This is a genomic window from Candidatus Nitrotoga arctica (assembly GCF_918378365.1).
Classification (GTDB): Bacteria; Pseudomonadota; Gammaproteobacteria; order Burkholderiales; family Gallionellaceae; genus Nitrotoga; species Nitrotoga arctica.
Window position 1 is genome coordinate 2,946,900 of record NZ_OU912926.1, and the last position, 21,529, is coordinate 2,968,428.

Below are 21,529 nucleotides of genomic sequence, written 5' to 3' on the forward strand. Positions count from 1 at the left end.
CATTATCTCATTGATTACTTTGTTTATTGAAGCGCCTTGAGAATCTTTACAATGTACCCTTTGTGGAAGGCATCATGCCTACCATACGTGGGTCAACCTCCAGCGCCATGCGCAAGGCGCGGCCGAATGCCTTGAACACAGTTTCCGCCTGATGGTGAGCATTTTTTCCAACCAAATTGTCGATGTGCAATGTCACCAGCGCATGATTAACAAAGCCTTGAAAAAACTCATGAACCAAGTCCACATCAAATTCACCTATGTTGGAACGCACAAAATTCACATTGAACACCAAACCGGGGCGGCCGGAAATATCCAGCACTACACGCGACAGCGCCTCATCTAGTGGGACATAAGCATGGCCGTAACGACGCAACCCCTTTTTGTCTTCTACCGCTTGGCTGAACGCTTGACCAAGAGTGATGCCGATATCCTCGACTGTGTGATGCGCATCAATATGAAGATCACCCTTGGCAACGATGTCCAAATCAACCATGCCATGACGTGCAACTTGATCGAGCATATGCTCGAGGAAAGGCAAACCGGTATCGAATTTGACCTTCCCGCTACCATCTAAATCGAGCTTGATGGTGATCTGGGTTTCCAGGGTGTTACGAGTAACTTGCGCACTACGCATAATTTTCCCTAATGGACAGCCTAAACAAATTGATGAATACTTTCCTGCAATGCTCGTATGAACTGTTCGTTCTCCTGCGGAGTGCCCACCGTAACGCGTAAACAATCAACTAATAGCGGGTGAGATTTGCTCAAATTCTTGATTAACACACCCCGTTTTTTCAGTCCCTGAAAAATCTTATCAGCATGCATCACACGAAATAAGATGAAATTGGCATCACTCACATAAGGTCGTACATCCGCTACCCCAACCAACCGCTCATATAACCAAGCACGATCCTGTTTGATCTGCTCAGCCTGCCGCAACAGCACGTCGTGATGCTGCAACAATTTTTCCGCCACCTGTTGCGTCAACACACCTACATTATACGGCAAACGGAGCTTTTCTAACTGCGCTAGCCACACCTTGCTACCCACCATAAAGCCCAAACGCAAACCCGCCATGCCAAGCTTGGAGAATGTGCGCATCACCAACAGATTTGGATAACGCGTCAGCATGGGCATAAAACTAGCATTGGCAAAAGCATAATAGGCTTCGTCCACCACCACCAAACCGGGGGCAGCCTCAATAATTTGAGCAATAACTTCCGCATCAAACAGATTTCCAGTGGGATTATTTGGATAGGACAAAAACACTAGCGCGGGCTGATGTTGTTGCATGGCAGTCAGCATGGCAGGCAAGTCCAGCGCAAAATCTTCTGTCAGCGGCACACTGACATACTGCATCCCAGTGAAAGCCGCAATCATTTTGTACATCACAAATGATGGCTCGACGCTCAATAATGTAGCGTTCGGCTTAGCGACCGCAAGCGCTAACAACTGAATAATCTCATCCGACCCATTTCCAAGCAATACATCCAAACTCTGTGGTAAACCAATCACGGCGCGGATGCAGGCCTTTAGTCGTTGAGCATCGGCGTCAGGATATCGGTTGATGGCGACATCCGCCACCAGACGGGCGATTTCCTCGCGCAATGACTGTGGCAATGGATAAGGATTCTCCATCGCATCCAGTTTGACCATGCCAGTGCTGTCGGGCACAGGGTAAGCTTTCAGATCGAGTACTTCTTGACGGAGCAAGCTTTCAGGTGTTATGCCAAAATTGGTAGAAGACATGGATTATCGACGCTGTTAGACAGCGACATTTTATCCTAATCGCGCTAGATTCTGGTCAAATTTCCTTTGACAGTGCAATATTTTTGCTCAAGCCAGCGCTTCAAACCACGCCATGACGGGCACAGCAGCGGTCAAGCTGGGATGGCCTGCAACCACCTCTGCAAGATGACAAGAATGCTGATGTGCTGGAATCCGTAGCTGAAGCTTCTCAAACGACAGGCAGTCATCATTCCACATTCCACGCTGTGCGCCCAAATTGTTCACAAGTACTGCCTTACATGGCCTTCTTCAAATCTCACTTTCCAAACCTACTGTAGCAATTTCGCTTAGTTCATCTCTACCGCTCTTGGGACTAAGTAAAACCGAACAATCATGTACTACAAGTCTAGATAGTTTATTTACTCACAGCACAGAAAAAACAAACAATTGCTAAAGTTGGCAAGCCTTCGTATAATTCGCCCTTTTATTGCAAGAGAAATTCTCAAGGAGTCGCCATGGCAAACACTGCACAAGCTAGAAAACGCGCGAGGCAAGCGAACAAACAACGCGAACATAACACAAGTCTGCGTTCTGAACTGCGTACTGCCATTAAAAAAGTGGCGAAAGCTATTGAAGTCGGCGACAAAGCTGTGGCACAAGCCGTTTTCATCGAATCCACCAGTATCGTGGACTCTATCGCCGACAAAAAGATCATTCACAAAAATAAGGCTGCGCGTCACAAGAGCCGTTTATCTGCTGCCATTAAAGCAATGGCTTAAGCATAACTGCACGCACTCCCAATAAAGCCGACAGCACATGCTGTCGGCTTTATGTTTTGATTCGCCAAAGTCATGAACCACATACATCGCCTGCGACAAACATTGAACCTGTCCTGCAGGCACTATTGATCCGGCACGAATTATTCATGAAGCCGCGTAGGCGACTTTTGGGTCGCGGAAATAACGGCGCACGCGTTCGGGGTTTTGCTCAAGCATGGTCATGTGATCAGTCGCAGCAGCTCTGAGTTTTGCCTTGGTGCGCACTGGCACCTTTGAAGTGATGACGTGCTTGAGATCTGCATTCAGTCTTTCTTCGGGGTTGAGTTCAGGGCTGTAGCTGGGCAAGTAGAACAACTCGATTTTCTGTGCGTTCTCGGCAGCCCAAGCCTTTACAGGTTTGCTGTGATGAACTCTCAAGTTGTCCAGTATCAGAAACACCTTGCGGTCTGTATCCTTGATGAGCGCCTCCAGAAATTCAATGAGCTTGTCGGAGTTAAATGCCTCATCAATAATCATCCAGCGCGTTTTACCCTGATTGGTTACCGTCGCAATCATCGATAGCTTGTGGCGCGTGCCGCCTACTGCGAACGTCACAGGTGTCTTGCCCACCGGCGCATAGCTCCTGCCTCTGACATCCGTGTTGACTAGCGCCGTCTCGTCGCCCCAGTGAATTTCCGCACCTTCGGCTTTTGCTCTGGTTTCAATGGCCGGATACTGTTCAACAAGCCAAGCCTGGACGGCTTCAGGCCGCTGCTCGTATGCTTTTTTAATGGGTTTTTGTGGTGTAAAACCCCAACGTGCCAAGTGGTTGCCTACTGCCCGAATAGACAGCTTGATACCGTGCGCCAGCTCAATGTGCTGGCGCACAGCGGGCCTGCTCCATAGCGCAAAATCCATCTTGAGTTGTTCGGGGCGTCTGTCGCAGATGGTTTGTTGAATCGCCAGCTCTTGGCTAACCGTCAAGCTACGTCCACTGCCAGGTTTTTTACCCCGAACGCCGGGCTTGAGTGCCCCCGAACCTTCAGCCTTATACAACCGCAGCGCCGTATTGACTGCCGTCCAGCTCAGTCCCGTTTGCACCACGATCTCCATCACCGTCACACCTTTGCGGTGCATACGAATGACTTGCTTGCGTCGTTCATGCAGTACTTCTCGCGACTGCTTGCGGGCATCTTCTTTTTCCATACTCCATGGACATCGAAAATCAAGAAAAGTTCACTTATAAATCGTGCCGGGTCTATAGCATTTAATTTTACAAGTTAATAATTATGGAGCTGAGCACCCCTTGACTTTTCGCTTGCGTCAAACGAACGGCAATGCATTTTTATAGTACGCAGCCATGAAGTCTTTAAAAATGGCTTGTGTAAGCCTGTCTATAATTCTCGAAGCCTGCTCTCCCCAGAGCTTTGCACTGCAAAATCCTGAACCATATTTCAATCTGATCAAACTAGCTCTCCAAAGTGTAGAATATCACCCCCGACAATAAACCCTGAATGGGATATTGTTCAATATTTTATTAATGCAATTAGCTACTGGCGTCCTTATTAATAATTAATAAAGTGCAATATAAATTTTCCCCTTGCACAATCCAGGCAATTTGGCTCAATATACATCTTTTACTGAACTCAATACGGCGGCCATGCCGCCGTCTGTCATTCTATCTATGTCACACTTGATGAACACCTACACTCGCCTGCCAGTCTCCTTCACACATGGAGAAGGTGTTTGGCTGTGGGACAGCAATGGCAAACGCTACCTTGATGCGCTATCCGGTATCGCTGTTAACACGCTAGGACATGCCCATCCACGCTTAACTGCGGCACTTACTGAGCAGATCAGCAAACTGATACACGTTTCCAACTTGTATCAAATAAACGAGCAAGAAGCTGTAGCCGACAAATTATGTACACTGGCCAACATGCAAGAGGTGTTCTTGTGCAATTCTGGCTGCGAGGCTAATGAAGCTGCGATCAAGTTGGCGCGTCTGTATGGCCATCAGCAAGGTATCGATAATCCCGCCATTATCGTCATGGAAAAAGCGTTCCATGGACGTACACTAGCCACACTATCCGCCACCGGCAACCGCAAAGTACAGGCAGGATTCGAACCACTAGTAAAAGGTTTTGTGCGCGTTCCTTATGATGATCTGGATGCCATACATCAGGTCGCCGAACACAACCACGATGTCGTAGCGGTGCTGATCGAACCCATTCAAGGCGAAGGCGGAATCCGCACCTTGGATATCCATTATCTCGAGCAACTACGCAAAATCTGTGACCAACACAACTGGCTGTTGATGCTGGATGAAGTGCAATGCGGTATTGGCCGTACCGGCAGATGGTTTGCCCACCAGCATGCGGGCATTCTGCCGGACGTAATGACACTAGCCAAAGGTGTCGGCTCCGGTATTCCTGTCGGCGCCTGCCTAGCGGCTGGCAAGGCGGCGGGCACCTTTAAGCCGGGCAATCATGGCTCCACTTTCGGCGGCAACCCATTGGCATGTGTGGCTGTGCTAACCACGCTGGCGATAATGGAAGAAGACCAGCTGGTAGCGCATGCCGCCACAGTAGGCGAATTTCTACAGCAGAGTTTACGCACACGTCTGGCCACAGTGGCTGGCGTGGTGGAAATTCGCGGGCAGGGGCTGATTATCGGCATTGAATTAAACAGACCCTGCGGGGAACTGGTGAAGCAAGCCTTGGCGCAAGGACTGTTAATCAACGTCACTGCTGACAACGTTATCCGGCTGCTACCCGCAATGGTGTTCACTTCCGCAGAAGCGCTGCAATTGCTGGATAAGCTATGCCCGCTTATTATTGATTTCCTGGCGCAAGGCGCATAACGTGAGCATTAAACATTTTTTACAATTCAAAGACTTTACCCATGCAGAGTTCGAACACATGTTCGCTCGCGCGCACATCATCAAGCAACGCTTCAAAAAATACCAACTCTATCATCCACTAGTGGATCGCACTTTAGTGATGATCTTTGAGAAAAGCTCCACGCGTACGCGACTATCGTTTGAGGCAGGTATGCAACAGCTTGGCGGGAATGCCATTTACCTCAATACACGCGACTCGCAACTAGGGCGCGGCGAGCCGGTAGAAGACGCTGCACAAGTTATCTCTCGCATGAGTGACCTGGTGATGATCCGTACTTTCGAGCAAGAAATTATCGAACGCTTTGCTGCAAATTCGAGAGTGCCGGTGATTAACGGCCTGACCAATGAATACCATCCCTGTCAGATATTGGCTGATATTTACACCTATATCGAGCAGCGCGGCTCCATTCAGGGCAAAACCATTGCGTGGATCGGTGATTCCAATAATGTATGCAATACCTGGTTACAAGCAGCGGAGGTGTTCGACTTCAACGTCCATGTTTCCACCCCTCCGGGCTATGAAGTTGAGCCAGAACGTGCTGGACTATTCGGCGAAGACCACTATGAAGAATTTGCTGACCCGATGGATGCCGCACGCAATGCCGACCTGGTTACCACCGATGTCTGGACCAGCATGGGCTTTGAGCGTGAGAACGATGCACGCCGCAAAGCGTTCGCCGACTGGATTGTGGATACAGAAATGATGTCCGTCGCCAAACCGGATGCGCTGTTCATGCATTGTCTGCCGGCACATCGCGGAGAGGAAGTGGATGCCGCTGTAATTGACGGCCCGCAAAGTGCAGTATGGGATGAAGCAGAAAATAGATTACATGTACAAAAAGCACTGATGGAATATCTGCTATTAGGTAATGTTAATAACTAAAGTAAAAATGCAGGAGGTGCTTATGCGCCCTAATTTCATTGGCGGTTTATTAAACAGAGAAAAACGAAATGAGTGAAATCAAGAAAGTCGTCCTCGCTTACTCTGGCGGATTGGATACCTCAGTAATCCTGAAATGGTTACAGGATACCTATCAGTGCGAGGTAGTGACCTTCACTGCCGATATTGGTCAAGGTGAAGAACTCGAACCCGCACGCAAAAAAGCGTTGCAATTCGGTATCAAGCCGGAAAATATTTTCATCGACGATCTGCGCGACGAATTCGTACGCGACTTTGTATTCCCGATGTTCCGCGCCAACACCGTGTATGAGGGGGAATATCTGCTCGGCACCTCGATCGCGCGCCCGCTAATCGCCAAGCGCCAAATTGAGATCGCCAGACAAACTGGCGCGGAAGCGGTGTCGCACGGCGCCACCGGCAAAGGCAATGATCAGGTGCGTTTCGAGTTAGGCTATTACGCACTTAACCCGAACATCAAGGTAATTGCGCCGTGGCGCGAGTGGGACTTGCTCTCGCGCGAAAAACTAATGGCATACGCTGAAAAGCATAGCATCCCCGTAGATATGAAGCACAAGCAAGGTGGATCACCTTATTCAATGGATGCAAACCTGCTGCACATCAGCTTTGAAGGTCGCCATCTGGAAAACCCCGCCGCGGAAGCAGAGGAAAGTATGTGGCGCTGGACAGTATCACCGGAGCAAGCGCCAGATGCGGCTGAATATCTCGATATTGAATTCGAGCGCGGCGACATTACCGCCCTCAACGGGTCACACATGAGCCCGGCCCAGATACTTGCCCAGCTTAATAAGCTGGGCGGCAAACACGGTATCGGCCGTCTTGATCTGGTAGAAAACCGTTACGTCGGTATGAAATCACGCGGCTGTTATGAAACCCCCGGCGGAACCATCATGCTCAAGGCACATCGCGCAATAGAATCCATCACGCTCGACCGCGAAGTTGCGCACCTGAAAGATGATTTGATGCCGCGCTATGCCAGTATGATTTACAACGGCTATTGGTGGAGTCCAGAACGCCACTCACTGCAAACACTGATAGATCACACGCAGCAAAAAGTTAACGGCTGGGTGCGCATCAAGCTGTACAAAGGCAATGTTATCGTGGTGGGACGCGATTCTAAAACCAATTCGCTGTTCGATCCGAACATTGCTACTTTCGAAGACGACAAGGGTGCCTATGACCAAAAGGACGCCGCCGGGTTTATCAAACTGAACGCTCTTAGAATGCGCATTGCGGCGAAGTTAGGGCAGTAGTTAATACCTGTTCGAAACACTTCATACATTCGATGATTCATTAAGCGTATTTATATAAATGACCCCATTCCCAATCAGGAGTATCCATGTCCCAATTCGATAACGTTAGCGTCGTTAAAAAAGCCAATGTATTCTTCGACGGTAAGTGCGTGTCACACTCCGTACTGTTCCCGGATGGCACACGCAAGACCGTCGGTGTGATAATGCCGGGTAGCCAGCTTACTTTTAACGTCGGCGCCCCGGAACTAATGGAAATTACCAGTGGCACCTGTCAAGTTAAAATAGCAGGCGACGCTACTGCTAAAACCTACACTACCGGTATGCAGTTCAATGTAGCTGCTAATAGCAGCTTTGAAATACATGCACAGGACGCAGTCAATTACGTTTGCAGTTTTGGTTAGCTAATCGAATCCGCTCGTAGTACGCCCTCATCAAGCATTTCCTCCGTCTGAAAAAGAAGTTTAAGAAATTTAAGGAGAACTGCAATGCCCTCATTCGATATCGTATCCGAAGTGGATAAGACAGAAGTTAAAAATGCAGTCGAGCAGACCAACAAAGAAGTTGGCACGCGCTTTGATTTCAAGGGCTCCGACGCACGCGTGGAGCAGGCAGAATTAGTGCTCACCGTGCATGCTGATAATGAATTTCAGCTGAACCAGGTTCAGGATGTTCTCAATGCTAAACTCACCAAGCGAAGCGTTGATATCAAGTGCTTGGAGATTAGCGATAAAATTGAGAAGGTCAGCGGTAACAAGGTTAAACGTTCCTGCACCGTCAAGGTGGGAGTGGAAATTGAACTGGCGAAAAAGATCGTCAAATTCGTCAAGGACAGTAAAATGAAAGTACAGGCCAGCATACAAGGCGACACGGTGCGCATAACTGGCAGTAAGCGCGACGATCTGCAAGCTGCCATCCAGTTGATACGCACTTCCATCACTGACTTCCCGCTGCAATACCAAAACTTTCGCGACTAGAAAGATATTGTAAAATTGCCCCTAGCTTCATGTTCGTGCCAAGTATCTTCTTGGCTCCCAGCTACCACAAAAAACTCATTTATAAAATTCATTCATCTTTAGCTTTAAATTTGAAACGGCAAACGTTACCGCCTTTAGCCATACATTCCTCGTGATTAACCGTACTATCTGTAAAGGTCGATAACAACGCCAGATCAAACTGGCAAATCTCCGGGTTTTTCATAGCCAGATTGTGAAAAATGCAGTTATCCGCTTCAATTGTGAGCGCATCGCTGTTAACAGCGAAGCTCCTCGTATTGTACCCAAGCTGTTCCATCACCTCAGAAAGCTTTTCCACCTTTTGCTCGCGCGTTTTAAGTCCTGAATTTTGGCTGAGTAGCTGTTGAGCAACTCCCTCTCCCATGGTACCCAATCTTTCCCGCAATCCCGCTATCCCAGATTCTTGAGCGATTGATTCGACCATTAATTGAGCAAACCAGGAATAATTGCGCGGAAAAAATTCCTTGCCTTCATCGGTAAGTACATAAAGCTGTTCTGGACGTCCCCGAGAAGGGCGGGTCACCCCTTCAGTGACTATTCCGTTGTTCTCCAACGCCGCTATGTGCTGGCGAACGGCGTTTCGGGTAATTTTTAGATATTCCGACAGTTCTTCTAAAGTTAAACCGCCCTTATTCTTTAGCAGGAGCTTTAAAAGCTCTTGCTGACGGTTCCCTAATAATTCAAGCATTCCGTACTCCTTTGGTGCATTCGACTCCCACTAAGGAGACATTTTGCATTTTACTCCAGACCCTATATAGGGCCAATTAGCTCACCACAAAAAGGATAAACCATCACCAATTTGACTACGAAATAAAAAATGGACTGGACAGTCTGAGATGCTGAGCCAGTCCAAAACTGAATATGCTAGACGTTGATCAACAAAACATATGGTATTTTTGGATGCGAACTAACTAACGGCTAAGCGCCCGTCACTCGTAACATTGCTATTTGACGATCACTCGTCCACGCATACTGGGATGAAAATCACACGAATAATCCTGTATTCCCACTGATTCAAATAATACTTCATGTTGTTCGCCACCTTTTATGATCCCAGAAGGAACAAAGTGTGCATTTTTATCGGGTGTCACAGTATGCGGAACTTCATCCTTATTAATAAAAATTACGCTCTGACCACGTTTTATCCGTATCTTATCGGGTTGAAATTGGAAGGCATCAATCGTAACCGTAATGGGTGTCTTGGTAGCATGGCGTACCCCATTTGCATTATTGGAAGCAGCTGATACCGTCATTGAAGTGGCTGCCACTCCCAAATATGCCCATGTAAGTAAGGTATGAGATAACTTCATGATACGCGCCATGCTAACTAGATGGCCAGTATCCACTGGCTGCGAGTTTCTTTGCTAAGTTGAGCAGCCGGTACGGCATGGATCGTCGAATCAAGCGTGCTAAACACCGCGCGAATTGCTGCGGCATGTGCTGATTCATCTGGCAAAATAGTCAGTCCGGCAGCAACCAACGCAGGGGTACGCAGTTTGCTGACGGCACTAGCGTAAGCAAGCACCGCATCCACTTCCAGTGCCAGTGCCAGTTTGGCGATATTGGCATCACTATCAAGATTACCCTCTCCAGCCTTAATATAAGCAGAAAGATCGTACGCCCCCTTTGCATTGATCGGTGTGCCCCCCAGGCTCTTAATCGTGGATATGAAGATATCCCGATGTTTAATGTGATCAGCCTGATTACGCAGTGCCAGGGCCTTAATAACATTTCCCACCTTGCTGTCGCTCAGCTTTTCCGCTGCCACACCATATGCCCAAATTGCTTGATTTTCAAGGTCCAAGGCCGCGTTTAAAATAGCCATGTCGTGCTTTGTATCACTACCTGTATTCGCATTTGCGCTATTGAGAGTGGTTAAGCTAAGCGCAGCGAGCGCACTTATGGCAATGCCTGTTTTAAGGGCTGCGCGGCGGGAATTGTCAGATACGTTATTAATATTTTCCATAGTTGGCTCCTAAGTTTAGTGGCTAGTTAAGTTTGGCTCGCTAATTAATAACGAACCAAATCGCATCCTACGCGAACAATAAAATATATACAACATATATTTATGTTTTAACTTGTTAAATATTTTAAATAGTTAAAGTTAGGCTGTGTTCGTAAATCATGTTGGTAGCTCATCTGGTGAGCCACTCTGACGTGCATACTATGTGTCACGGTACATGTGCACCGGTTCATGCAGGAGGCAGAATGAGAAAGCTGGAGCTGAAACGAATCACTGCCGCGTTGCGGCACCTGACGCCCGATCAGCGTAAGAGTGTAGCGGTTGAATTGGCAGCGCTGGATGCGCAGTCGGCATCGACTGTGTTTATCGAGGGGCGCTTCGCATGTGGCGCGACGTGCCCACATTGTAAGTCTATGCACGTGATTCGGAACGGCCACGCCAACGGATTGCAACGCTATCGTTGTCGGGAGTGCTGCAAGACGTTTAGCGCCCTGACCGGCACCCCGTTGAACCGGTTGCATAAGCGCGGCAAGTGGCTTGACCAGGCGCAGGCACTGCACGACGGTCAGACGCTGCGAGAGACTGCCCGTGCCTTGCGAATTCACCTCAGCACCGCACACCGCTGGCGGCATCGCTTTCTGGCGGCACCCAAGACCGTCCAGCCGCAGGCACTGACTGGCATTGCCGAGGCTGACGAAACGATGTTTTTGCTGTCGTTCAAGGGAAAGCGGAGTGGTTTGGATCGCAAGGCACGAAAGCGCGGCGGGAAAGCCACCCAGCGCGGCCTCTCGCACGAACAGGTGCCGGTGCTGGTTGCTCGTAATCGTGCCGGTGCAACGATGGATTGTGTGCTGAAGGCAATGGACATGGCAACGCTGTCTGTTGCGCTGAAACCGTTCTTGACGAAAGATGTTGTACTCTGTACTGACGGTAGCAAGGCGTTTGCCGGCGCAGCACGTAAGTTGGGCATCGAGCATCACGCTGTCAACCTGTCAGCAGGCATCCGCGTCGACGGTGCTTGGCACGTGCAGAATGTCAACGCTTATCACAGCCGGCTCAAAGCCTGGGTACAAAAATTTCGCGGTGTGGCCACGTGTTACTTAGACAACTATCTCGGCTGGTTTCGTGCCCTCGACCGTGAAATAGGCAATAGACCGAAACCCCAGCAGTGGCTGGCTATGGCGATCGGTGAAACGGTCTAACAACATGATTTGCGAACACAGCCTAAAGTTAATATATAAATTATTTATTTAAAACATATATTTTGATAACGAACTGGCTCTTACTAATCTGCAATACACCCGGCTTTACGAATTGGCGCCAAACAGTGACAACCCTGCTAACCCAGATTTCATAGATGGCTTAACGACGTTCGTCACATCAAGATATGCAAGATAGGGTTGTGCACATGGCTGCATGGCAAACACCTACCAGTGCTTTTGCTCGGCTGAATGGGTGTGAAGGTACCCGACTATTTTGCACTTCGTCTATAATCGCAGTCAATTCCATCTATGTGCAATATGAAAAAACTTCTTAAATACAGTTTATGGTCAGCAGGTGGGGTAGTCGCCATTGCGATAGCCGGTGTAGCTTATATCGCTGCCACATTTAACCCCAATGATTACAAAACTCAGATCATCAAGCTGGTGAAAGACAAACAGCAACGGAGTCTCAAGCTGGATGGCGATATCAAACTGGTTTTCTTTCCCAGCATAGGTGCCGATATTGGCAAGATATCATTGTCTGAGTTTCAGAGCGACGAAACATTTATTTACATTGACAGTGCACGCGTCTCGCTGGCGCTATTGCCGCTACTATCCAGACAAGTGGTAGTGGACGAAGTTTCGGTCAGTGGTCTGAAGGCGACTCTGGTGAAATTCAAGAACGGCAAGACCAACATTGACGACCTGTTAAGTAAAAAAGAGACCAGCGAAGAAAAAACGCCGCTCGAGTTCGACATAGCCTCAGTGCGCGTGGGAGACTCAGAGCTGACCTACCTGGATGAAAGCAAGGGTGCGCAATATACTCTGAAAAGCTTCAACCTTAATACCGGACGCATTGCCAACGGGGTGCCGGGGAAAATTGATTTTTCGGCAGTAATTCAATCCAACAAACCTAAGCTGGACATATCCGCCCAAATGAAAGTCAAATTCACTTTCGATCTAAAAAAACAGCTATTTCAAATGGAAGGACTGGAGTTGCAGGCCAAGGGCACAGCACTCGACATCAGTAATCTAACAGTTTTGGCTAACGGCAATATCAGCGCAAATTTTGACACACAAGAATTTTCTACGAAGAAGTTAGTAGTTACGGCTACTGGCTTGCAGGGCAAAAATAACTTCGATGCCAAACTAGATGCGCCTGCTTTAAACCTGGTTCAGAATAATTTCACAGGCGACAAACTAACATTAAACGCAAAGTTGGATAATGCATTCGGCAACATCGTAGCCAGTCTTGCTCTGTTTGATTTGACCGGTAATCCTCAATCGTTTAAGAGCAGCGCGCTTACGTTAGAGCTGGATATGAAGCAACCCGAACAGGCATTTAAGATAAAGCTCGGTTCGCCTGTAACTGGCAACATCGAACAACAGCAGCTCAACCTTTCCAATCTGACCCTCGCAGTAAATGCACGTGGTGACAAACTGCCGAATAAATCAGTCAGCAGCGAAATGAAAGGTAGTGTGCAGATAGATGGCGGCCGCCAGAGCATTCAGACCAACCTCGCGGGTGGGCTGCTGCAAAGCCAGGTTAAAGCCAAAGTGGCGGTGAATGGTTTTCAAGATCCAGCCATACGCTTCGACATAGATGTAGACCAGTTTGATGCTGATTTATACCTGCCCAAGGAGGCCGCAGGCGTTGCCAATAAACCTACCCCCGTGGAGCAGTCATTTGATTTGGCTGCTCTGAAAAAACTTAATCTTGAAGGCGGATTACGCATTGGAGCGCTGAAGATCGCCAATGTGAAACTTTCACAAGTACGCCTCGACATAAAAGCACAAAACGGCTTGATAACAATCAGCCCACTGTCCACCAATCTGTATCAGGGCAGCATGAATGGTAGCCTGAAAGTAAATGCGCAGACTACGCCTCACATCGCTATAAACCAGAATCTGAGTGGCATCAACATCACGCCATTACTCAAGGATGCTGTTAACTTTGACACACTGGAAGGCAAGGGGAGTGTCGCGCTTAATCTAACTGCCCAGGGCAACACCATAAGTGCGCTTAAGAAAACACTCAACGGCAGCATGTCACTAAACCTAACGGATGGTGCAATCAAAGGCATCAACATTGCCAAAACACTGCGCGACGCGCAGAGCATGTTGAACATGAAAGGTGCAACGGCCCAAACCCAATCCGTTAACAAGGCCGAAAAAACGGATTTTAGCGAACTGAAAGCCAGCTTCAAAATTAGCAACGGTGTGGCGCACAACGATGACCTCTTGTTAAAATCGCCGCTGCTACGTCTGTCAGGCAATGGGGATATCAATATTGGCAACGACACTATCAATTATCTGACTAATGCCACACTAGCGAAAACGTTGAAAGGCCAGGGCGGCAAAGACATCGTTGGCGGCATCACTGTGCCGGTGCGTTTAAGCGGGCCGTTTAACAACTTGAAATACACATTGGACTTTGGCGCAATGGCGTCAAATGTCGTCAAGCAAAAAATCGAAGCAAAAAAGGAAGAAATTAAAACCAAGTTGCAGGATCAGCTTCAGGACAAGCTAAAAGGGCTCTTCAAATAATTCCGTGCTAGTAGCCTGTAAAACGTTCCTTCATACTCTCTTCTGTCTGCGATGGAAGAGAGGGTTTACACCTTGATCAAGAATCGAAATAATCCGCGCTCAAAATTATTTGCTCATCGCGTCATAGACTGGCAGCAACGACATGGTCGGCACGGCTTACCGTGGCAGGGCGCGGATGTTTATCGCGTATGGCTGTCAGAAATAATGCTGCAACAAACCCAGGTCGTTACCGTTATCCCCTATTACCTCCGTTTCGTGGCACGCTTTCCCACTATCGCAGTTCTCGCCTCCGACAGCGAAGACGCAGTATTGGCGCACTGGAGCGGCTTGGGCTACTACTCGCGTGCACGCAACCTTCACCGCACAGCGCAACTCATCATGCAACGATATGAGGGAAAGTTTCCACAGCATTTTGAAGACATCCTTGCTCTTCCCGGCATCGGTCGCTCCACTGCCGCAGCCATCAGCGCATTCGCATTCCATGAACGGTGTGCGATTCTCGATGGCAACGTCAAACGTTTACTGGCGCGCTACCATGCCATTGAGGGTTACACTGGCGAAAAAAAAATTGAAGCTCAATTGTGGCAACAAGCAGAAGCATTGCTACCAAAGCGTAATGTCGCGGTCTATACGCAAGGCCTGATGGATCTGGGCGCGCTGATTTGTACGCGCAGCAAACCACAATGCCCCATCTGTCCGCTGCAAACAGATTGCGCAGCATATCAAAATGAACTGGTCACACAACTGCCCACGCCACGCCCACGCAAGGTGCTGCCGGAAAAACACAGCACCTTCCTTTTGTTGCTTAATGGCCCTGATATCCTGCTGGAGAAGCGCCCGGGAAGTGGCATCTGGGGTGGCTTGTGGTGCCCACCGCACGTGGATCCTGGACTTCTAAATGAAGCCCAGGATCCACGTGCCTACTGCCTTCAGTACTTCGGCACAGAGACAATACACACGCTCGCACTATCGACATTCACGCATACTTTCACCCATTTCAAGCTGCACATCACACCCCTACTATTGCAGGTAATTAACAAACCCAAGCAAATTCAGGAAGCAGGCATGGCGTGGCTGAATGTGGATGATGCGTTGCAAGCTGCAATCCCTACACCGGTGCGCAAACTCTTGCAGGAGATACAAACAAGGCGCAGGGCGTTGTGAACTTTTACCCGGCACTTTTGAACATGCCATGAACTACCTGATTGACCATAAACTCGATCTTTCGAGCTTCGATGCCTGTTCTACAACAATGGCGTTGTGGTGCAACTGCTTACCCTCCCGCCATGCTCCTCAAGGTTGTCCTAGCACCTATTCCCAGAGTATCCTCAATAACCAAACCATCAAGAAGTTAGCGCATGTGCAGTAGGCAAGAGCAATAACCCCTCAACACAACCCACCGTTTCACCTCCCCAACAAAGCAAATTACTCGCACTCTCCGCAACAGAAATGATGATTAATTATTGATGTTGAAACGGGAAGCCTTGCAGGTGGAAAAATTCTGAGCTGAAATCGTCGGAAAAGGGGGGTTCTCCAACGTCAACGTCCAAAATAACGGTACCTGAAAAATCAGATAACCACTACCACTAGCCTATCGTTGCTCATAGCAAAAGGCTACTCACTGTTGTTAGCAAGGTTGCAATCTTCAGTTTCATGTCTTAGACCTAGAACAGACAGCATTATTCCTGCGAAGGCACTTCTATTGAGCGTCTGAATTAACATCACAGACTAATAGACATCTCTCCGATATCGCCCACTAGCAGCTAATGTGGCCATTGCCTTATCTCCTACGATTTCAACCAGCGCATGATGCACAGCAGGTGCCATTCTGTTGGCGCTACCGCAAACCAGGATAGTAGCACCGTCATGCAACCACATACGCAATTCATTCACTGCGTTACGGATCATATCCTGGACGTAAATCGGTTTATCTTGATCGCGAGACCATGCAATATCCAATCGGGTCAATACGCCCTGTTGATGCCACCCTTGCAACTCATTGCCGAAATAGTCATCGTGCGCTTTATTACGTTCGCCGAAAAACAGCCAATGACGGTGCTGGCCAGCACCTATACTGGCTTTTAGGTGCGCACGTAAACCTGCAATACCGGTACCGCTACCAATAAGTATCAGCGGTGTCGCATTTGCAGGAGCATGAAATGCAATGTTCCGCCTCACACGCAAGGCGACTTCATCTCCGATCCTCGCATATTCTGTCAGCCACCCGGAACCATGCCCTAGCTGCCCATTTTCATGGCGGAATTGGCGAACTACGAGTTCAAGTCCTTCATGCGGTAGTGAGGCAATAGAGTACTCACGGTGTGAAAGCGGTTTCAATACTGCCACCAGCGCCTTAGGCGGTAAACCTCGCAACACATCCATGTCAGCAACACTGAATGGAAGTGACCGGTCAGCCAGGCATTGACTTAAAGTTGCCCCATATTCATTGCCCACAGCTTCGGCCTGCAATCCCAACACGCTTAACAACCTCGTGATAGCCTCAGGAGAATTACGCGGACCAATTTCAGCAATATCGCCAGCTTGCCAGCTCTCGCTGGACTCCAAGGCTTCCAGTTTAAGATGATATACAGCCTCTCCTGCACTGCCTGGATTCAGAAGCTGGCGATCTTTGAGGCGCCAGGATTGATATATAGGAGTATTCCAGTCAGTAGTTGCGGTCGATCCCGTTAACAGGCCTAGTTGTGACTGCCAATGACGTAGCGCGCCTGCATCGCCATCATCCACCTCTACCATGTCAAATAACGGCAATGCATGGGATTGTTGCAACCAAGTATCCAGCAAGTGACCGAAACCACAAAAATTGCTATAACGTCGGTCACCCAAAGCCAACAAGCCATATTCAAGAGTGTCAAGCCTGCGGGTTCCATGCATCTCAGCACGCATGAAATCCACCGCGTTTTCGGGCGCATCACCTTCACCAGTGGTACTGACGACGAACAGTACACGACGAAAACCGGATAGCATTTCCGTCGTCACTGCGGATAAAGGCTTGACCTGAACCGGCAACCCCGCCACAAGCAGCATCTCAGAGGTAAGCACGGCCAGTTGTTCTGCATGCCCCGTTTGACTGGCAAAAGCCAGCAACACATCTGCTCGCTCCGTTCCCTGAAATACCAATTGTTTTTTGTGATGTCGGCGAATGACCCATACGCTCAGAGCCAAGTAAGTAAGGATAATGAGCCCGGCAAGAATCATCCTGCTCATCAGACTTCCTCTACCATCTCCAGCATTGCTGGGGAAACATATTGCACCGGCTTACCCGCCTCCATTTGGGTAAATATGGCTGCAATATGGCGATGCACTGCATATTCAAGTCCCGCCTGCACACCCAGTACAGTCAGCGCCGTTGCCAGTGCATCGGCGTGCATACAGGAGCTATGCAATACGCTGACCGCAAACGGTGCATCGGCTACCGGATAGCCTGTACGCGGGTCAAGGGTATGCGAGTAGCGAATATTTTGGTGATCGAAATAACGACGATAGTCACCAGACGTTGCGACCGCCAATCCGTATAGCGCGACAATTGATTGCTGATCTTGTCCCTGCAATTCCGGCGCTTCCAGTGCTACCCACCATGGCTGCCCGTTCGGCTTAATGCCGCTACCGGAAAGTTCGCCACCCACTTCCACCAGAAAGTTATGTATCCCTAGACCGCGCAAACTGTCCGCAATCAGATCAACACTGTATCCTTTGGCAATACCGGAAAAGTCCAGATAAAGCCCACCCGGCTGGCAAATATAGCCATCCGTCACAACGACACGGCGCCATCCGCACAATGTTTGTGCAGCAGCAATATCAATCTGTGTAGGCGGCTGTGTAATGGGGCGATCAGGGCCAAATCCCCAAAGATTCACAAGAGGCCCGACGGTGGGATCGAATGCGCCACCAGTATCTACAGCAAGCTGCATCGCACACTCCAGCACATGAGCAAAACAGGCTGGGAGAGCAAAATCGCTGTTAGCCGGAGCACTATTGAAGCGACTGATAAAAGCATCTTCTTGCCAGGTACTCATTTCATCAATGACCCGCGCAATGACATGCTCGATCCGGCTAGTCAGCGATTCAGGACTAACAACACCTTCATCAACCCACTTGACGGTCCAATATGTACCCATCGCCTCCCCGGACACATCGAGCACCTCTCCGGCTGGCAGGCGAGTCGGTAAGTCAGCCAGTCGCGGCGGAATAATAACTCTGCGTTGCAACAAGATTATTGCGCTTGCACTTCCAGCGTAACGCCATATGAAAGGCTACGCTCCTTGGCTTGCTTCGCACTTACTTTGTTATCCTTGAGCACGGCATTAAGGAAGTACATGCCAGGCTGCGACCAGGTAATTTTTACTTTGCCCTGTTTATCGGATGTATACCTGGTTTCACCTAGCGCATTGCGATAGCGACTTTGGCCACTCATTACTTCAACTTTAACATCAGAAGCGGGCTTGCCATCTACCATAAACTGGAATTCCGCTGGCTCTCCAACAATGAGATCATTTGGATGCGTAACGGGCACCAGTTCCAACCCATGGTTAGTTGGTTTGATTGCTGTAGGGGCGCCAACCGTCACGAAGGTGACGACATGCGTCACGGATTCGCCAATTTCCAGATCCTGCGCGGCTACAGGAACCTCCTTGGCGAATGCTTCCGCGCTCCCCATGAAGCGTTTGGGTTTGCCATCAACTTTCCAGCTGGCTCGCAGGCCGCTACGCGGAATATCTAACGTATAAGTGCCGTTTTTCTCCAGCTTTACGTCAAACGTCGTGCGTAATTCACCTTTAACAACATTAGCGGAAACGAGGTTGCTGCCGTCAGGCGCAGTGATAATAAGGGTATCTATGGCTAAGGGGCGATGAGTGAAGTAAAAAAAATCCTCGGAAACTGCTGCATCAAACGTTACAAATTGGGGGGACGATAGCACGGTGCTCGATGGCAGCAGCCATGTGTTATGTGCCTGCGCCGGCAAAGAAGCCAGTCCGGAAAGGATGGCAAAGCCAGTTGACAGTAAGGCATATTTAAATGGTTTGTACATGAAAGTCTCCAGTCAGGAATAAAGATTTAAGGCTTGATTTCAAGATTAACGGTACCTAGCTCCACCTGCCCGCTTGCTTTTTGAATTTCTGATTTTTTGACGGGCAAGCTAAAAGGGATGCGCACTAATTCACGGCCACCTTTTTCGCGTGCCGTTTCGACCACCAGTCGATATTCGCCAGGTGCCAAAGGTGACTTGCTATCGTTATAACTTAGACTCTGATCTCCAACCGGCCGTGTTGCGCCAGATAAGCCATCCATCGGCATCTGAACATCGCGCCCCCCTTTACGCCACCATTGCCGGAGATCCTTTAACCACTTTGTTCCCGGTCCTTCCGCCCCAGATTTCTGGCTGTACCAGACGGCCAAGCTTCTCGCAATACTTTGATCGGGCTTTTCAATCCATATCGCCACATAGGGACGGTGATATTCCGAAGCATTGATTTGTGGTATTGCTACCTTGATATTCAGTTCAGCAGCGACGCCCTGATGGGCGAACAAGCCAGCCACCAGCGACGGTATTAATCGAGGAACCCAGTTACGCATATATCAACTCCGTGTAAGAATGTTAATAATGAACAGCGAATATAAACTATCCTCTGCTCGCTAATGAATAAACAAAATGGCCAGCACTAATGGTATTACCACTCCTATACCCACTAACGGCCAAGTAGATGGGCGATTGGCTGAATGCATGTAAAGCAGACATAAACCTGTCAGACTGAACACCAGCGCCATGGATGAAAATACATCCAGAAACCAGCTCCAAGCCGTACCTGTATTGCGGCCTTTATGCAGATCATTCAGGTAAGAAATCCAACCGCGATTGGTAATTTCATAATCCATTTCACCGCTTTCACGGTTTATGCTTAGCCAGGCATCACCGCCAGGACGCGGCAGCGAAACATAAACCTCTTCTGCCGACCACTCTGCCGGTTTGTCAGCGGCATCAATATCCATACTACCCATCAGCCAATCCGCCACTGCATGCGGTAACGATGCTTTATTGCTAACGGGCTGAGCTTGTAAATACGTCAACAGTGATGCGGGCAAAACGATTGTTGACTTCTTGACTATCGGTTTCGCCTCAATATGACTGGCATTATTAAGCGTTAGTCCGGTTACTGCAAAAAGCAGCATACCAACCAAACATCCAGCAGAACTTATCCAATGCCATAGATAAAGTTGGCGAAGCCAAAAAGCGCGCTTCTGCTGCGCAGGTAGTTTTTGCATTGAATCTTGTGAAGAAGCTTTAATTTTTGATGATAGTGAGAATTAATCGCATTATACCAAAGCCCTCTATAATAAACTAGTACAATATTGATACGGTAGATGGCAACTTTATACAGCTAAGATAAGCTGTGAAGCAATAGACAGATTTGCAGGTACAGATGCTGAGAAATTGCTCAATCGTACAAAACTCTATTTGGTTCATGCTGACCACCATCCTTTCGATGATCAACATTCATTCAATTCAACCTCAATTGGGTCGCTTCAGGCTCATTGCTCGTTGAAAATACAGCTCTCATTCAAGCACATGTCACATTGGACAAGGCTAAATATAGCGTACCAACTTAATTTCAAGTATCATAAACCGATTAAGTATTAATTCCTATTATTAAGCTGCATTAGGTAATGCTATAACTTAAATAAGCTATGGTATTCAATCTAAATAGTGGAAAATAATTAGTTAAACTAAATTTACGGAGGTAGTCATGAACGAAGTAACGGAAATGCAAGATCCACTGGTGTTTACCGACAGTGCGGCCAATAAGGTTAAAGCAATGATTGAAGAAGAAGATAATTCCAACTTGAAGTTGCGAATTGCCGTAAGCGGTGGTGGCTGTTCCGGCTTTCAATATGGTTTTACTTTAGATGAAATAACCAATGAAGACGACACCGTACTGAATAAAAATGGCGTACAGTTATTAATTGACCCGATGAGCTTCCAATATCTAGTGGGCGCAGAAATTGATTATCAGAATGGATTAGAAGGTTCGCAATTCGTCATCAAGAACCCAGGCGCTACTTCTACCTGTGGCTGTGGATCATCTTTTTCAGTTTAACCAAATAATATAAACATGTTATGTAGTGTTGCACATTAACAAACTGTTTGTTTTGTCATTCTTGCGGATCATGCAATAAACGTTGAACATGTGACCTTAAATCAACTCTAGACATCCAGCCCCTACCTGTCG

22 protein-coding genes are annotated in these 21,529 nt (G+C 48.4%); 10 read left to right on the forward strand and 12 right to left on the reverse strand.

Going from position 1 to position 21,529, the window contains the following annotated elements:
• Positions 1-46: 46 nt before the first annotated feature.
• The 3 genes from hisB to MKZ32_RS13475 all read right to left on the reverse strand — a co-directional run bounded on the left by hisB (position 47) and on the right by MKZ32_RS13475 (position 2,013).
• On the reverse strand, positions 47-634 hold the full coding sequence (hisB, locus tag MKZ32_RS13465) for an imidazoleglycerol-phosphate dehydratase HisB (RefSeq protein WP_239797740.1): 588 nt from the start codon (positions 632-634) through the stop codon (positions 47-49).
• A gap of 20 nt (positions 635-654) precedes the next feature.
• Positions 655-1,749 (reverse strand): histidinol-phosphate transaminase, encoded by a 1,095-nt coding sequence (gene hisC / locus MKZ32_RS13470; protein ID WP_239797741.1) that lies wholly within the window; start codon positions 1,747-1,749, stop codon positions 655-657.
• A gap of 87 nt (positions 1,750-1,836) precedes the next feature.
• Complete coding sequence (locus MKZ32_RS13475; protein ID WP_239797742.1) at positions 1,837-2,013, reverse strand: hypothetical protein; 177 nt, start codon at positions 2,011-2,013, stop codon at positions 1,837-1,839.
• 230 nt (positions 2,014-2,243) lie between these two features.
• On the opposite strand from MKZ32_RS13475, the gene rpsT reads away from it, so the two are divergent.
• On the forward strand, positions 2,244-2,507 hold the full coding sequence (gene rpsT, locus MKZ32_RS13480) for a 30S ribosomal protein S20 (protein WP_239797743.1): 264 nt from the start codon (positions 2,244-2,246) through the stop codon (positions 2,505-2,507).
• Positions 2,508-2,651: 144 nt separating this feature from the next.
• Here rpsT and MKZ32_RS13485 read toward each other — a convergent pair whose 3' ends face one another.
• Entirely contained in the window at positions 2,652-3,692 is a 1,041-nt protein-coding gene (locus MKZ32_RS13485) for an IS630 family transposase (protein ID WP_239797744.1), read from the reverse strand.
• A gap of 478 nt (positions 3,693-4,170) precedes the next feature.
• Between MKZ32_RS13485 and MKZ32_RS13490 the strand changes: the two genes are divergently transcribed.
• The 5 genes from MKZ32_RS13490 to MKZ32_RS13510 all read left to right on the forward strand — a co-directional run bounded on the left by MKZ32_RS13490 (position 4,171) and on the right by MKZ32_RS13510 (position 8,534).
• A complete protein-coding gene (locus MKZ32_RS13490) occupies positions 4,171-5,349 on the forward strand; it encodes an aspartate aminotransferase family protein (protein ID WP_239798164.1) in 1,179 nt (392 codons plus the stop codon).
• A 1-nt stretch (position 5,350) separates the two neighbouring features.
• Positions 5,351-6,271 (forward strand): ornithine carbamoyltransferase, encoded by a 921-nt coding sequence (gene argF, locus MKZ32_RS13495; RefSeq protein ID WP_239797745.1) that lies wholly within the window; start codon positions 5,351-5,353, stop codon positions 6,269-6,271.
• A 68-nt stretch (positions 6,272-6,339) separates the two neighbouring features.
• Positions 6,340-7,560: an argininosuccinate synthase gene (locus MKZ32_RS13500; protein ID WP_239797746.1), complete on the forward strand. Its 1,221-nt coding sequence runs from the start codon at positions 6,340-6,342 to the stop codon at positions 7,558-7,560.
• Positions 7,561-7,646: 86 nt separating this feature from the next.
• Entirely contained in the window at positions 7,647-7,961 is a 315-nt protein-coding gene (gene ppnP / locus MKZ32_RS13505) for a pyrimidine/purine nucleoside phosphorylase (RefSeq protein WP_239797747.1), read from the forward strand.
• Between the two features lie 84 nt (positions 7,962-8,045).
• Positions 8,046-8,534 (forward strand): YajQ family cyclic di-GMP-binding protein, encoded by a 489-nt coding sequence (locus MKZ32_RS13510; protein ID WP_239797748.1) that lies wholly within the window; start codon positions 8,046-8,048, stop codon positions 8,532-8,534.
• 88 nt (positions 8,535-8,622) lie between these two features.
• Here the strand turns inward: MKZ32_RS13510 and MKZ32_RS13515 are convergent, their stop codons facing one another.
• The 3 genes from MKZ32_RS13515 to MKZ32_RS13525 all read right to left on the reverse strand — a co-directional run bounded on the left by MKZ32_RS13515 (position 8,623) and on the right by MKZ32_RS13525 (position 10,539).
• Positions 8,623-9,261: a helix-turn-helix transcriptional regulator gene (locus tag MKZ32_RS13515; protein WP_239797749.1), complete on the reverse strand. Its 639-nt coding sequence runs from the start codon at positions 9,259-9,261 to the stop codon at positions 8,623-8,625.
• A gap of 256 nt (positions 9,262-9,517) precedes the next feature.
• The gene (locus MKZ32_RS13520) at positions 9,518-9,883 is read right to left on the reverse strand and encodes a plastocyanin/azurin family copper-binding protein (RefSeq protein ID WP_239797750.1); all 366 of its coding nucleotides are present in this window, start codon (positions 9,881-9,883) and stop codon (positions 9,518-9,520) included.
• Between the two features lie 17 nt (positions 9,884-9,900).
• Positions 9,901-10,539 carry a DUF4439 domain-containing protein gene (locus tag MKZ32_RS13525; RefSeq protein ID WP_239797751.1) on the reverse strand — a complete coding sequence of 213 codons (639 nt, stop codon included), beginning with the start codon at positions 10,537-10,539 and terminating at the stop codon, positions 9,901-9,903.
• Between the two features lie 242 nt (positions 10,540-10,781).
• Between MKZ32_RS13525 and MKZ32_RS13530 the strand changes: the two genes are divergently transcribed.
• From MKZ32_RS13530 to mutY, 3 genes are all read left to right on the forward strand, one after another.
• Positions 10,782-11,738 carry an IS1595 family transposase gene (locus MKZ32_RS13530; RefSeq protein ID WP_239795548.1) on the forward strand — a complete coding sequence of 319 codons (957 nt, stop codon included), beginning with the start codon at positions 10,782-10,784 and terminating at the stop codon, positions 11,736-11,738.
• Between the two features lie 318 nt (positions 11,739-12,056).
• Positions 12,057-14,285 carry an AsmA family protein gene (locus tag MKZ32_RS13535; RefSeq protein WP_239797752.1) on the forward strand — a complete coding sequence of 743 codons (2,229 nt, stop codon included), beginning with the start codon at positions 12,057-12,059 and terminating at the stop codon, positions 14,283-14,285.
• Positions 14,286-14,357: 72 nt separating this feature from the next.
• Positions 14,358-15,449 carry an A/G-specific adenine glycosylase gene (mutY, locus tag MKZ32_RS13540; protein WP_239797753.1) on the forward strand — a complete coding sequence of 364 codons (1,092 nt, stop codon included), beginning with the start codon at positions 14,358-14,360 and terminating at the stop codon, positions 15,447-15,449.
• 564 nt (positions 15,450-16,013) lie between these two features.
• Here mutY and MKZ32_RS13545 read toward each other — a convergent pair.
• From MKZ32_RS13545 to MKZ32_RS13565, 5 genes are read right to left on the reverse strand one after another with little or no spacing between them, the layout of a single operon-like run.
• Positions 16,014-17,510, reverse strand: coding sequence for a flavodoxin domain-containing protein (locus tag MKZ32_RS13545; RefSeq protein ID WP_239797754.1), 1,497 nt, complete (start codon positions 17,508-17,510; stop codon positions 16,014-16,016).
• Positions 17,510-18,514, reverse strand: a complete 1,005-nt coding sequence (locus tag MKZ32_RS13550) for an FAD:protein FMN transferase (protein WP_239797755.1) — start codon at positions 18,512-18,514, stop codon at positions 17,510-17,512. Before MKZ32_RS13550 ends, MKZ32_RS13545 begins: the two co-directional genes overlap by 1 nt.
• A gap of 2 nt (positions 18,515-18,516) precedes the next feature.
• The gene (locus tag MKZ32_RS13555) at positions 18,517-19,332 is read right to left on the reverse strand and encodes a DUF4198 domain-containing protein (protein WP_239797756.1); all 816 of its coding nucleotides are present in this window, start codon (positions 19,330-19,332) and stop codon (positions 18,517-18,519) included.
• A 26-nt stretch (positions 19,333-19,358) separates the two neighbouring features.
• Positions 19,359-19,877, reverse strand: a complete 519-nt coding sequence (locus MKZ32_RS13560; RefSeq protein ID WP_239797757.1) for a DUF2271 domain-containing protein — start codon at positions 19,875-19,877, stop codon at positions 19,359-19,361.
• Between the two features lie 60 nt (positions 19,878-19,937).
• Positions 19,938-20,564, reverse strand: a complete 627-nt coding sequence (locus MKZ32_RS13565; protein WP_239797758.1) for a PepSY-associated TM helix domain-containing protein — start codon at positions 20,562-20,564, stop codon at positions 19,938-19,940.
• Positions 20,565-21,046: 482 nt separating this feature from the next.
• Between MKZ32_RS13565 and erpA the strand changes: the two genes are divergently transcribed.
• Positions 21,047-21,397, forward strand: a complete 351-nt coding sequence (gene erpA, locus MKZ32_RS13570) for an iron-sulfur cluster insertion protein ErpA (RefSeq protein WP_239797759.1) — start codon at positions 21,047-21,049, stop codon at positions 21,395-21,397.
• The last annotated feature ends 132 nt before the right edge of the window (positions 21,398-21,529 follow it).